At 45.3% G+C, this 13,071-nt stretch carries 11 protein-coding genes; 8 read left to right on the plus strand and 3 right to left on the minus strand.

Annotated elements, in window-relative coordinates:
* Positions 1–5 precede the first annotated feature (5 nt).
* Positions 6–440, plus strand: a complete 435-nt coding sequence (locus tag AB5Z12_RS13860; protein WP_368368682.1) for a hypothetical protein — start codon at positions 6–8, stop codon at positions 438–440.
* Between the two features lie 238 nt (positions 441–678).
* On the opposite strand, the gene AB5Z12_RS13865 is transcribed toward AB5Z12_RS13860, so the two are convergent.
* The gene (locus AB5Z12_RS13865; protein WP_118579198.1) at positions 679–1,194 is read right to left on the minus strand and encodes a VanZ family protein; all 516 of its coding nucleotides are present in this window, start codon (positions 1,192–1,194) and stop codon (positions 679–681) included.
* 251 nt (positions 1,195–1,445) lie between these two features.
* On the opposite strand from AB5Z12_RS13865, the gene thyA reads away from it, so the two are divergent.
* The gene (gene thyA, locus AB5Z12_RS13870; protein ID WP_368368683.1) at positions 1,446–2,294 is read left to right on the plus strand and encodes a thymidylate synthase; all 849 of its coding nucleotides are present in this window, start codon (positions 1,446–1,448) and stop codon (positions 2,292–2,294) included.
* On the opposite strand, the gene AB5Z12_RS13875 is transcribed toward thyA, so the two are convergent.
* Entirely contained in the window at positions 2,269–2,412 is a 144-nt protein-coding gene (locus AB5Z12_RS13875) for a DUF6783 domain-containing protein (protein WP_306797087.1), read from the minus strand. The genes thyA and AB5Z12_RS13875 overlap by 26 nt on opposite strands.
* Here AB5Z12_RS13875 and AB5Z12_RS13880 point away from each other — a divergent pair.
* Together AB5Z12_RS13880 and AB5Z12_RS13885 are read left to right on the plus strand one after the other, a co-directional pair.
* Complete coding sequence (locus tag AB5Z12_RS13880; protein ID WP_368368686.1) at positions 2,377–2,493, plus strand: DUF6783 domain-containing protein; 117 nt, start codon at positions 2,377–2,379, stop codon at positions 2,491–2,493. The genes AB5Z12_RS13875 and AB5Z12_RS13880 overlap by 36 nt on opposite strands.
* Positions 2,471–2,962 (plus strand): dihydrofolate reductase, encoded by a 492-nt coding sequence (locus tag AB5Z12_RS13885; RefSeq protein ID WP_173718256.1) that lies wholly within the window; start codon positions 2,471–2,473, stop codon positions 2,960–2,962. Before AB5Z12_RS13880 ends, AB5Z12_RS13885 begins: the two co-directional genes overlap by 23 nt.
* A gap of 258 nt (positions 2,963–3,220) precedes the next feature.
* Here the strand turns inward: AB5Z12_RS13885 and AB5Z12_RS13890 are convergent, their stop codons facing one another.
* Positions 3,221–4,246, minus strand: coding sequence for a branched-chain amino acid aminotransferase (locus tag AB5Z12_RS13890; protein WP_148462786.1), 1,026 nt, complete (start codon positions 4,244–4,246; stop codon positions 3,221–3,223).
* A 243-nt stretch (positions 4,247–4,489) separates the two neighbouring features.
* Here AB5Z12_RS13890 and AB5Z12_RS13895 point away from each other — a divergent pair, with 243 nt between their 5' ends.
* The 4 genes from AB5Z12_RS13895 to AB5Z12_RS13910 all read left to right on the plus strand — a co-directional run bounded on the left by AB5Z12_RS13895 (position 4,490) and on the right by AB5Z12_RS13910 (position 13,059).
* Positions 4,490–5,956, plus strand: a complete 1,467-nt coding sequence (locus tag AB5Z12_RS13895) for a 5-bromo-4-chloroindolyl phosphate hydrolysis family protein (protein ID WP_368368684.1) — start codon at positions 4,490–4,492, stop codon at positions 5,954–5,956.
* A 132-nt stretch (positions 5,957–6,088) separates the two neighbouring features.
* Positions 6,089–7,240: a toxic anion resistance protein gene (locus AB5Z12_RS13900; RefSeq protein ID WP_173773358.1), complete on the plus strand. Its 1,152-nt coding sequence runs from the start codon at positions 6,089–6,091 to the stop codon at positions 7,238–7,240.
* 215 nt (positions 7,241–7,455) lie between these two features.
* Positions 7,456–8,526 (plus strand): flavodoxin-dependent (E)-4-hydroxy-3-methylbut-2-enyl-diphosphate synthase, encoded by a 1,071-nt coding sequence (gene ispG, locus AB5Z12_RS13905; protein ID WP_270414249.1) that lies wholly within the window; start codon positions 7,456–7,458, stop codon positions 8,524–8,526.
* A 21-nt stretch (positions 8,527–8,547) separates the two neighbouring features.
* Positions 8,548–13,059 carry a PolC-type DNA polymerase III gene (locus tag AB5Z12_RS13910; protein ID WP_368368685.1) on the plus strand — a complete coding sequence of 1,504 codons (4,512 nt, stop codon included), beginning with the start codon at positions 8,548–8,550 and terminating at the stop codon, positions 13,057–13,059.
* Positions 13,060–13,071 lie beyond the last annotated feature (12 nt).

Here is a 13,071-nt window from a genome sequence, read left to right on the forward strand (position 1 = left end):
TGAATATGGAAAATAAGAATCTGGAAGAGACTGATGTAAATGAGAAGCAGGAAGTCGGAAATGGGAAGTCTGCTATGCCTATGAGAACCTGCCTGGTTATGATTCTGGCAGGGGTTTATGTGGCTTATCTGGGTGTTTCACTTTGCCAGAATGTAATAAATGGTGCTGAAGGCAGCAGTCCTGGCTTTATGGTTGCGGGAGTGATTTTTATTGTGCTTGGCGTTGCTTTCGTGATCAATGGAATCCGCGGCAGCATAAAGGCTGGCAAGATGCAGAAGGAGCCGAATGCAGAAAGTGAAGCACAAGTTTCTGAGATAGAAACTTCAGGGACAGTTGAATCTAAAATGGAAAGTACTTCATCTTTGAATAAGAAAATGTCTATCGCTGACCGCGCTAATCTGGTTAGCCAGTTAGGGGATGCGACAAAGGATGAAGAATAGAGAGTATTGTTTTTTGAAAAGAAATTGATATATTAGATAGTGTTAATATATGTATGAAAAATGAGTGGTGTAATTATTTCGAGAACGATGTACTAGTTTGCAGATCGGGCGATTACTTTTGCGTTTTATGATTATAACAGCACGAAATTACGAATACAATACTAAATATAAAAAAATAAACAGGCTTCTGAATGAGTGATAATCAATCAGAAGTCTGTTTTTTGTTGAAATACACGCTCTAGCGCCGTTTCCTGCGCCTGCGTTTCCCGCTTGGGTTATGTAGAGTGGACCAGCAGAATGCCTGCACCAACAGGATTCCCGCTGTGACTCCGATGCTGTCGATTCCCACATCACGTACAGAAGGTCCGCGGTCTGCCACAAAGGACTGGTGGTATTCATCAAAGCCTGCGAAGCCTACGCATATGGCGCCTGCCAGCAGGATCAGCCAGATACCTCTTACTCCGTAAACATAAAGTGGGAAAGAAATGGCAATGGCAAGCAGACAGTACTCTGTCATGTGAGCGGCTTTTCGCACATAAAATTCGATGGAGCTGGCAGAATAGGCGAGCTCGTCATAAGTTTTGTTTTCGTTGAGAACTTCATTCTTGGTTTCCACAATCTGGTAGCTGACTTCATAGCTTAGGGCTCCGGACACCTCCCCTGTCTGGGCTGAAAATGAATAGATCAGATACATCATCAGAATTGCAGGAAGAAAAGAAAGAGGTTTCAGTAAATGGATTAAAATTTTCTTCATGGGGTTTACTATAACACGGGAAAATAAGATTGTAAAGAAAAAGGTGATTTGAAAAGGCTTTGAAAAAACAATAAAACCAGAGCAAGCAGAAGGGAGACAGGAGGGCAAAGAACTTGTTATTTACAGGAATCTATGCTAAAATTGTTGAAGTATGAAAAGCAGCGAGATACTTGGTGTGGAGAGACTCTGGCAGCCAAGTATCGTGTTGCTATAAAGAACGCACAATGGAGACCAGGAGGAAAAAGACAGGTATGAGTTTAGCTGATCATATTTTTATAGATATGTGTAAAGACGTAATTGAGAACGGAACCAGTACAGAAGGGGAGAAGGTCCGGCCAGTGTGGGAGGATGGCACTTCTGCTTATACGATCAAACGTTTTGGTGTTGTGAACCGTTATGATCTGAGAAAGGAATTTCCAGCGCTGACCCTTCGCAAGACCGCATTAAAGAGCGCTATGGATGAGATCCTCTGGATCTGGCAGAAGAAATCAAGCAACATTCATGACCTTCACAGCCATATCTGGGATAGCTGGGCTGACGAGAATGGCTCCATTGGAAAAGCGTATGGTTATCAGCTGGGTGTGAAGCATCAGTACAAAGAAGGCATGATGGATCAGGTAGACCGTGTTCTTTATGATCTGAAGAATAATCCATACAGCCGTCGTATTATGACCAATATTTATGTGCATGAAGATCTTCATGAGATGAATCTTTACCCATGTGCTTACTCTATGACCTTCAATGTAACAAAGGAGCCTGGAAAGGACAAGCTGACTTTAAATGCCATTTTGAACCAGCGCTCCCAGGATATCCTGGCTGCAAATAACTGGAATGTATGCCAGTATTCCCTGTTGTTGATGATGATCGCACAGTGCTGTGACATGGAAGCCGGTGAGCTGGTACATGTGATCGCGGATTGTCATATTTATGACAGACATGTTCCGGTTATCAAGGAGCTGATTTCCAGGACACCTTATCCGGCACCGACTGTGAAACTGAATCCGAATGTGAAGAATTTCTATGATTTTACCACGGATGATCTGATCGTGGAGAATTATCAGACCTGGCCTCAGATTAAAAATATTCCGATTGCCATTTAAACATGGAGTAAATGAGAAAGGGTTCCAATGCCGCATGCGTTTCAGATATGGTGAGGCTGCTGTAGCGGGCTACGGCAACCGAATTTGGGCAAAATCTCCCGCAAAGCGGGGCGTGCAGATTGCGGGAATGATTTTTAGACACGCTCTAGGAGTTCGTATAAAGGAGATTATAAGAAATGAAAATAATAGTAGCTGCTGACAAAAACTGGGGAATTGGAAAAGACAATAAGCTTCTTGTAAGCATTCCGGCGGATATGAAAATGTTTCGTCAGGAGACCACTGGCAAGGTTTGTGTTATGGGAAGAAAGACCCTGGAGAGTTTCCCAGGAGGGCTTCCTCTTAAAAACCGCATAAACATCGTTCTTACCAGAAATGAGAATTACAAGGTGAAAGATGCCATAATCGTTCATTCTATTGAAGAGCTTATGGAAGAACTGAAAAAGTATCCGGCAGAAGATGTATACTGCATCGGCGGCGATACTATCTATAAGCAGCTTCTTCCTTATTGCGATGCTGCTCAAGTGACCAAGATCGATTTCGCCTATATTGCAGACAGTTATTTTCCGAATCTGGATGAAGATCCACAGTGGCATGTGGCAGCAGAGAGCGAAGAGCAGACATATTTTGATCTGGAATATAAGTTTGTGAGATATGAAAGAAATAAATAAGCGGGAAAATATAATGTGTTTTTCAAAAAAATCAGTTCTGCCATCACGACAGAACTGATTTTTTTTATGCAATAGGAAATTCCGTTGGAATCTCCTATTGCATAAAAAAAGCCCTACCGGGCAGGAATGCACTGCGGCGGAAAGGTAGATGTCGCTGAAGCGACCCGCCGCAGGCAGAGAATCCTGCAAGCAGGATTCTTTTTTATATGCTGTGTAGAGTGTGTTTGAAAAAATACGAAAAATGGGAAGCTTAAGGAATTATTCAATAACCTTCAGCCATCCCTCTGGAGCCTGGATGCGTCCCATCTGGATTCCGGTAAGGGTTTCATACAGCTTCTTGGTGATCGGTCCCATCTCGTTCATGCCGCTTGGGAAGCAAATCTCTTTGCCGTGGTCCACGATCTTTCCAACAGGAGAGATAACAGCAGCAGTACCGCAAAGACCGCACTCTGCGAAATCCTTCACTTCGTCGAAGTATACTTCTCTTTCCTCAGCCTCAAGTCCAAGGTACTCTTTCGCAACGTAGATCAGAGAACGACGTGTGATGGATGGAAGGATACTGTCAGACTTCGGAGTAACAACCTTGCCGTCTTTTGTTACGAATAAGAAGTTTGCTCCGCCTGTCTCCTCAACCTTGGTACGAGTTTTGGAATCAAGATACATGTTCTCATCGAATCCGTTCTTATGAGCGTCAACGATCGCATGAAGGCTCATTGCGTAGTTAAGACCAGCTTTGATATGACCGGTACCATTTGGTGCAGCACGGTCAAAGTCGCTGACACGGATTGTAATCGGCTTAGCGCCGCCTTTGAAGTATGGTCCGACAGGTGTGGTGAATACACGGAACTGATACTCGCTGGCAGGTTTTACACCGATAACAGCATCGCTTCCGAACATGTACGGACGTACATATAAAGTAGCACCAGAACCATATGGCGGAACATATGCTGCATTTGCTTTAATTGTCTGAACAACTGCGTCAACAAAACGGTCTTTCGGGAATACAGGCATTTCCAGTCTTGCGGCGGAATGCTCCATACGCTCACCGTTCAGGTCAGGACGGAAAGTAACGATATGTCCGTCTTCTGTAGTATATGCTTTCATACCCTCAAAAACAGTCTGTGCATACTGAAGGACACCTGCACACTCACTGATGGTAACCATATCATCTGTGGTAAGGCCTCCCTCATCCCACTTGCCGTCTTTATAATTGGATACATAACGGTAGTCTGTTTTTACATAACCAAAGCCCAGGTTGCCCCAGTCAATGTTCTTTTTTTCCATAACAATTTCCTCCTAGCGTGGTTTTTGGGGGGAGATTCTTATTGTGAATCCCCAATGTTTTTACTATTGTAAAACTTTTACGTGTGAAATTCAATGGGAAAAGCAGATTTTTTAAGTGATTTTCCTGTGAAAAAGGTTACAAAAAGTATAATGTGTTTATATTTTATGGTGTCTTGTTTTTTGAGAGGGATTTTTGTATAATGATAAAACAAGCGTTGTGAAATAAAATATCCGGAGGAAAAGATGGGATATAACGAATTTGATGAACTTGGAGATAAGATCCAGAGCATCATTGACAGTGCAGTAAATGAAAAAAATTACCAGAAACTGAGCCAGAGTATTAATCAGGCGCTGAATAAGGCTATTGATAATGGAAGTGATGCCCTTCGGGATGCGCTTAATAATACTGTGGGCAGTGGGAAATATACCAATTACCGCAGCGGCAGTTCTTATGATTACAGAGAGAAACGGTCCTGGGATTTTCAGAAGGATGGGAAGAAAAAACGGAGTACCGGGGATGGTCATGGAACTGGTTATCAAGGATATGCCGGTGCGAAAGGAAATGATTCGTGTAATGGAAACTTCCAGAGAAATGGTACAGGCAGGCAGGATACCAATCACCAGAATTCGGATCTGGCGTTGTATTTACCGACGAATGGAATCAAGGTCGGGGGAATTCTGAAGACAGTGTTTGGTGGGATTCTTACTGGAACATTTGGAATTGCTGCAATGGTAGTTGGGGGAATTGGAGCTGGCTTTAGCAGCAGTGTAATGCTTGGAATTTCGGCTGTTCTGGCGGCATTTACGGTCGGCGGAGGTATTCTTCTCGGCCAGGGCTGCAGCAGTCTTACCAGTTTAAGCCGCCGAAACAAGTATATCAAGGCTCTTGGCACTCACACCTACTGCAATTTCCAGCAGCTGGCACAGGCAGTCGGCAAGCCGGTGAAATTTGTAAAAAAAGATATCAAACGTATGATAAGCAAAGGCTGGTTCCTTCAGGGACATGTTGATAAACAGGAAACCTGCCTGATCACAAGTAATGAGACTTACGACCAATATGTAAGCACTCAGAAGCGGCTGGAAGAAAGAAATCATCAGCAGGATGAAGAGCGTGCACGCCAGGAGGCAGCGCTTCGTCAGCAGGCAGAGGAAAAAGAAAGGCAGAAATTTAACCAGCATGAACAGGCAGATGCCCGGGCGTGTGTGGAAGCAGAACGGGATGCTGCGGAAAGAATCAGACTTTCCCCGGAAGTCCGGCAGGTTCTGGACAAGGGAAATGACTTTCTTGATAAAATCCACCGCAGCAATGATGCCATTCCAGGAGAAGAGATTTCCAGAAAAATCTCCCGTATGGAGCTGATCATAGCGAAGATTTTTGAACGCGCCAAGGCTCATCCGGAGATTATTCCGGATTTGAACCGCCTTATGGATTATTATCTTCCTATGACCGTGAAGCTTTTGAATGCATATGAAGAAATGGACAGCCAGCCGGTTCAGGGAGAGAATATTACTTCTTCCAAGAAAGAAATCGAAGAGACTATTGATACGCTGAATGTGGCTTTTGAGAAGCTTCTGGATTCCATATTTGAAGACACGGCTATGGATGTATCCAGTGATATTTCTGTTCTGAACACAGTTTTGGCACAGGAAGGGCTGACTGAGGACGAGCTTACCCGTATGAGAAAAGAGGCTGAAAAAAACAGGCTCTAGCAGTGTGCGGAATGTTAAGTATATGAAAAGATAAGATTTGCAGCGGGGTTAGAGCGTGTTATAAAAATAACGAAAATGCCAAACTGAAGGCTGCTGATAAATATGGGCAGACCTATACACAAGGAGGATGCTATGGGAAACGAATTTACAGGTTTTGAAGATAACGCACCTACACTTACATTAGAACCGGATTTGGGAGAGCCAAAGGCAGAGATTGCAGCAGAGCCGGAAGCCGAAGCTGTGAAAAAGGAAATGGAACAGACCGTTCTCTCCCCGGAAGAACAGCAGATGGTAGACAGCTTTGCTAAGAAAATTGACATTGAGAATACTAACCAGATCCTCCAGTACGGTGCCGGAACCCAGAAGAAAATGGCTGATTTTTCCGATGCAGCTCTTGAAAATGTACGGACACAGGATCTGGGTGAGGTTGGAGAGCTGATCACCCAGGTGGTAGGCGAGCTTCGCGATTTTGATGCTGCTGAGGAGGAGAAAGGCTTTCTTGGCTTTTTCAAGAAACAGGGCAGCAAGATTGAAAATATGAAGAACCGCTATGCCAAGGCTGAGGTAAATGTGCAGAAGATCACTACCTCCCTTCAAGATCACCAGATGCGTCTCATGAAGGATTCCGCAGTTCTGGAAAAAATGTATGCCCAGAACCTGAACTATTATAAAGAACTGACCATGTACATCCTTGCAGGAAAACAGAAGCTGCAGGAAGTACGGGAGGGAAAATTAAAAGATCTGGAGGCAAAAGCAGCAGTCAGCGGACTTCCGGAGGATGCGCAGGAAGCCAAGGATCTGGACAGCAAGTGCAATCGTTTCGAGAAGAAGCTGCATGATCTGGAACTGACCAGAACCATTTCCCTGCAGACAGCACCGCAGATTCGTCTGGTGCAGAACAATGACACCCTTATGGTAGAAAAAATCCAGACAACCATTGTAAATACCATTCCACTTTGGAAGAGCCAGATGGTGCTGGCACTTGGAATCGCCCATTCCACAGAAGCAGCCCAGGCCCAGCGCCAGGTAACAGACCTGACAAATGAACTTTTGAAGAAAAATGCGGAGGCACTTCACCTTGCATCCACAGAGACTGCCAGGGAATCTGAGCGCGGAATCGTGGATATTGAGACTCTGAAGCAGACCAATCAGGAGCTGATCGCTACTTTAGATGATGTCATGAATATTCAGAAAGAGGGCCGCGCCAAGAGAGCCCAGGCAGAACTGGAAATGCGCAAGATGGAAGAAGACTTGAAGAATAAATTGTTGGAAATCCAGCATTAAATTGCAAAGAAAACAGGCTCTGGAGCCTGTTTGAAAATACTTGCAGAATGCTGTGAAAATAACTGTACAGCAGGGGTGTCAGAGACATCCCTTTTGTGCCTTTTTGCATAGAAAAGTTTGATAAGCGCCTGCGGTGTAAAAGTGAACTGCAAAGAATGCTATCAGTGAACAGTAATCAAAGAATATCATGTTCATAATATATGGAGGAATTTCGTATGTACAGAGACCATACCAAAGTAATTCAGATAGGAAATAAGAAAATTGGAGGCGGAAATCCCATCCTGATCCAGTCTATGACCAATACAAAAACAGAGGATGTGCAGGCAACCGTAGAGCAGATCCTTGCCCTGGAGGCTGCTGGCTGCGACATTATCCGCTGTGCAGTGCCGACCATGGAAGCGGCAAAGGCTCTGAAAGAGATCAAAAAACAAATTCACATTCCGCTGGTAGCAGATATTCATTTTGATTATCGTCTTGCGATTGCGGCCATGGAGAACGGTGCCGACAAGATCCGTATCAATCCCGGAAATATTGGAAGCACAGAGCGTATCAAGGCAGTTGTAGATGTGGCGAAGGAGCGGAATATTCCCATCCGTGTTGGGGTAAACAGCGGTTCCCTTGAGAAAGAACTGGTGGAGAAATATCACGGTGTTACCGCAGAAGGTCTGGTAGAAAGCGCCCTTGACAAGGTGCACATTATCGAAGAGCTTGGCTACGACAATCTGGTGATCAGCATCAAATCTTCTGATGTTATGATGTGCGCCAGGGCTCACGAACTGATTGCGGAACAGACCAGTTATCCTCTCCATGTGGGAATTACAGAGGCAGGAACCCTTTATTCCGGGAATATCAAATCTGCCATAGGGCTTGGCATTATTTTATACCAGGGAATCGGTGACACGATCCGCGTTTCCCTGACTGGCGCCCCTCTGGAAGAGGTAAAATCTGCCAGACGTATCCTGAAAACCCTTGGACTTCGCAAGGGCGGCGTGGAAGTAGTATCCTGTCCAACCTGCGGGCGCACCCAGATCGATCTGATCGGTCTTGCAAATAAAGTAGAAACTATGGTGCAGGATATCCCTCTTGACATTAAAGTAGCTGTTATGGGCTGTGTGGTAAATGGCCCGGGAGAAGCGAAAGAAGCCGATATCGGAATTGCAGGCGGCGTAGGTGTAGGTCTTCTGATCAAAGGCGGTGAGATTGTGAAGAAAGTGCCGGAAGACCAGCTGCTGGATACCTTGAGAGAAGAATTGATGAACTGGGATAGCAATAAGACACAGAAATGACAGAAGGTGTATATTCTATAAATGGAAAAAGAATTTTTTGACGTATTTCCAAACTTAAAATTAAAACAGGAATTAAGTGAACTTCTGGAAGAGGTGATCGTCACCAAGGTTGCCTGCAACTCTGCCAAAACCTGTGTCCGGGTTTACCTGAAAAGCGACCGCTGGATCCATAAAAAGCATATTTTCAGCCTGGAAGAGCAGATTCAGAGACAGTGCTTTCCTGGTCTTGAAGTGAGTGTGAAGGTAATCGAGAAGTTCCATCTGTCCAGACAGTACACGCCAAAGAATTTCCTGGATACCTACCGCTCCAGCATGGAACTGGAGCTTCGCAATTACAACATGCTGGAATACAATCTGTTCAAGCAGGCACAGATCACATTTCCAGAAGATGACTGCCTGAATATGGCACTTCCGGATTCTGTGATTTCCAGACAGAAAAGTGAGATACTTATTGAATATCTTCACAAAGTATTCTGCGAGCGTTGCGGAATGGACCTGAAAGTTTCTCTGGATTATGTGCAGACGGAGGAGAGCAGGTACCGCAAAAATGCAGCTATCCAGATCCGTCAGGAAGTAGCTAATGTGCTGAAGCATGCCAGACTTTCCACAGAAGAAGAGAGCGCAGCACCAGCTCCTGCAGCTGAGGAAAAAACAGGAAAAGAGGCCGCAGCCGGCAAGACATCCGCTGCCAGGTCGGAGAAGAAACCAGAGGCAGCCAGTGAAAAGAAGCCTTTCGAGAAAAAGCCATTCGAAAAGAAAGGCAAATGGGGCGATTTCCGTGGTGGCTTCCGCAAGGATCCAAATCCGGACGTTATTTATGGAAGGGATTTCGAGGACGAGCCTATTCCATTGGAAAATATTGTGCAGGAAATGGGAGAGGTTATCATCCGCTGTCAGGTTATGGATGTGGAAGCGAGAGAGATTCGAAATGAGAAGACCATACTGATTTTCCCAGTTACGGACTTCACAGATTCCATCACAGTAAAAATGTTCCTGCGCAATGAGCAGGTGCCGGAGATCAAAGAGCATGTGAAAAAAGGTGCCTTCCTGAAAATCAAAGGCGTTACTTCTATTGACCGTTTCGATGGTGAGCTTACCATAGGCTCCATCTCCGGAATTAAGAAAATCTCCGATTTCCGCAGCTCCAGAGTGGACACCAGCCCTCAGAAGCGTGTGGAACTTCACTGTCATACGAAAATGAGCGATATGGATGGTGTAACCGAGGCAAAAGCGCTGGTAAAACGTGCCTACGAGTGGGGGCATCCTGCCATTGCCATCACAGATCATGGTGTGGTGCAGGCTTTCCCGGAGGCAAACCATTGCTTTGATGCGTGGGGAGGCTGCGTGCCAAAGGATTCTGATTTTAAGGTGCTTTACGGTATGGAGGCCTATCTGGTAGACGACTTAAAGGGTATGGTCACCAACCCGAAAAAACAGTCCCTGGACGGCAGATTCGTGGTTTTCGACATTGAGACCACAGGATTTTCCCCCCTTACCTGTAAGATCATTGAAATTGGTGCTGTATTGGTGGAAAATGGAAAGATCACAGATCGTTTTTCCACATTTGTCAATCCTCAGGTTCCAATTCCATTTCGAATTGAGCAGCTGACCAGTATTAATGACAGCATGGTTATGAATGCCCGTCCAATTGAAGAAATTTTACCGGAATTCCTGAAATTTTGTGAAGGAGCTACAATGGTAGCCCACAACGCAGATTTCGATATGAGTTTTATTATAGAGAATTGTAACCGCATGGGCATCCCAAATGATTTCACCTATGTGGATACGGTAGGTATGGCACGATTCCTGCTGCCTGCGCTGAACCGTTTTAAGCTGGATACCGTTGCCAAGGCAGTTGGCGTTTCCCTAGATCATCACCATCGTGCAGTTGATGACGCAGAGTGTACGGCACGTATTTTCGAGAAATTCGTGGGAATGTGCAGGGAAAGAGATATTACGGATGTAGACAAGCTGAATGAGCAGGGAAAGGTTTCCCCGGACACCATTAAGAAACTGCCTACTTACCATGCCGTTATTTTCATGCGGAATGAGACCGGCCGTATCAATCTGTACAAGCTGGTAAGCCAGTCCCATATCAAGTACTTTAACCACAGACCTCGTGTGCCAAAGAGCGTGTTTGAGGCACATCGGGAGGGACTTCTTATTGGAAGTGCCTGCGAGGCTGGTGAGCTTTACCAGGCTCTTTTGCGCAATGCACCGGAGCAGGAAATCGCAAGGCTGGTAAGCTTTTATGATTATCTGGAAATCCAGCCCCTTGGGAACAATATGTTTATGGTGGAGGATGAAAAGAATGATACGGTTCATTCGAAAGAGGATCTGATTGAGATCAACAAAAAGATTGTAAAGCTTGGTGAACAGTTTAACAAGCTGGTTGTTGCTACCTGTGACGTTCATTTTATGGATCCCCAGGATGAAATCTATCGCCGTATTATCATGGCTGGAAGCGGCTTCAAGGATGCCGACAATCAGGCACCTCTTTATCTTCGCACTACTGAGGAAATGCTGGAGGAGTTTTCCTATCTGGGAAGCGAGAAGGCAGAGGAAGTGGTAATTACAAATACAGTGAAAATTGCGGATATGATAGAGAAAATGTCACCGATCCATCCGGATAAATATCCGCCGGTTATTGAGAATTCTGACCAGGACTTAAAGGATATGTGCTTCCAGAAAGCCCATGAAATGTACGGTGAAGTGCTTCCCAAGATCGTAGAAGACCGTCTGGACAAAGAGCTGAATTCCATTATTTCCAATGGATATGCGGTGATGTATATTATTGCCCAGAAGCTGGTGTGGAAGTCCAATGCAGATGGTTATCTGGTGGGCTCCCGAGGGTCTGTAGGTTCTTCCCTGGCGGCTACCATGTCTGGTATTACAGAGGTAAATCCTCTGCCTCCCCATTATCTGTGCCCCAATCCGGAGTGTAAGTACAGTGACTTTGATTCTCCGGAGATCAAGGCCTTTTCCGGTATGGCGGGATGCGATATGCCAGACAGGATCTGTCCAAAGTGCGGCACCAGGATGACCAAACAGGGCTTTGACATTCCCTTTGAGACCTTCCTTGGATTCAAAGGAGATAAGGAGCCTGATATTGACCTGAACTTCTCAGGAGAGTATCAGTCCAATGCCCATCATTATACAGAGGTTATATTCGGAAAAGGTCAGACCTTCAAGGCGGGAACCATCGGTACCCTTGCGGATAAAACCGCATTCGGATATGTAAAGAACTATTTTGAAGAGCGGGGGCAGCACAAGCGTTCCTGCGAGATCAACCGTATTGTACAGGGGTGTACCGGTATCCGGCGAAGCACCGGACAGCATCCTGGCGGAATTATTGTACTCCCAATGGGAGAGGAAATAGAGAAATTTACCCCGGTCCAGTACCCGGCGAACGATTCCAGCAGTGGATTTATCACCACCCATTTTGACTACCATTCCATTGATGGAAACCTGCTGAAGCTGGATATTCTGGGACACGATGATCCCACCATGATCCGTACCCTTGAGGATATGACAGACCTGAATGCAAGAGAGGTTCCTCTTGATGACAAGGCGGTTATGTCACTTTTTGCCAGTACAGAAGCTCTTGGAATTGATCCGAAGGATATCGGCGGCTGCAAGCTTGGCTGTCTGGGAATTCCAGAATTTGGTACTGATTTCGCCATGCAGATGCTTGTGGATACCAAGCCGAAATATTTTTCTGATCTGGTCCGTATTGCCGGACTTTCCCACGGTACGGATGTATGGCTGGGAAATGCGCAGACACTGATCGAAGAGGGAAAAGCTACTATTTCCACGGCAATCTGTACCCGAGATGATATTATGATCTACCTGATCGGTCAGGGTGTGGAAAGTGGTCTTGCCTTTACTATTATGGAGAGCGTCCGTAAAGGAAAAGGTCTCCGGGATGAGTGGATCACCACTATGAAAGAACACGGCGTTCCGGACTGGTACATCTGGTCCTGCAAAAAAATCAAATACATGTTCCCGAAAGCCCATGCGGCAGCTTACGTTATGATGGCATACAGAATCGCCTGGTTCAAGGTATTCCAGCCGCTGGCTTATTACGGTGCATATTTCAGTATCCGTGCCACAGCTTTTTCCTATGAACTGATGTGTATGGGAAAAGAAAAGCTGGAGTTTTATATGGCAGAGATACGCAAGAAAGGGGACGCTGCATCCAAAAAAGAGCAGGATACCCTGAAAGATATGCGTATTGTCCAGGAAATGTATGCAAGAGGTTATGATTTTATGCCCATTGATATTTACCGGGCGAAGGCACATCGTTTCCAGATCATAGAAGGAAAACTGATGCCGTCCATTGATTCTATAGAAGGTCTTGGAGATAAGGCGGCAGATGCTGTAGTGGATGCTGCTGTACAGGGAAGATTTCTTTCCAAGGATGATTTCCGTGACAGGACCAAGGTCAGCAAGACCGTAATTGATCTGATGGATAAACTTGGATTATTTGGAGATATTCCACAGTCCAATCAGATTTCATTGTTTGATTTCTAACGCTGGTTAAAT

The sequence above is a fragment of the Ruminococcus sp. RTP21358st1_G6_RTP21358_211008 genome, from assembly GCF_040908885.1.
GTDB classification, from domain to species: Bacteria; Bacillota; Clostridia; order Lachnospirales; family Lachnospiraceae; genus Blautia_A; species Blautia_A faecis.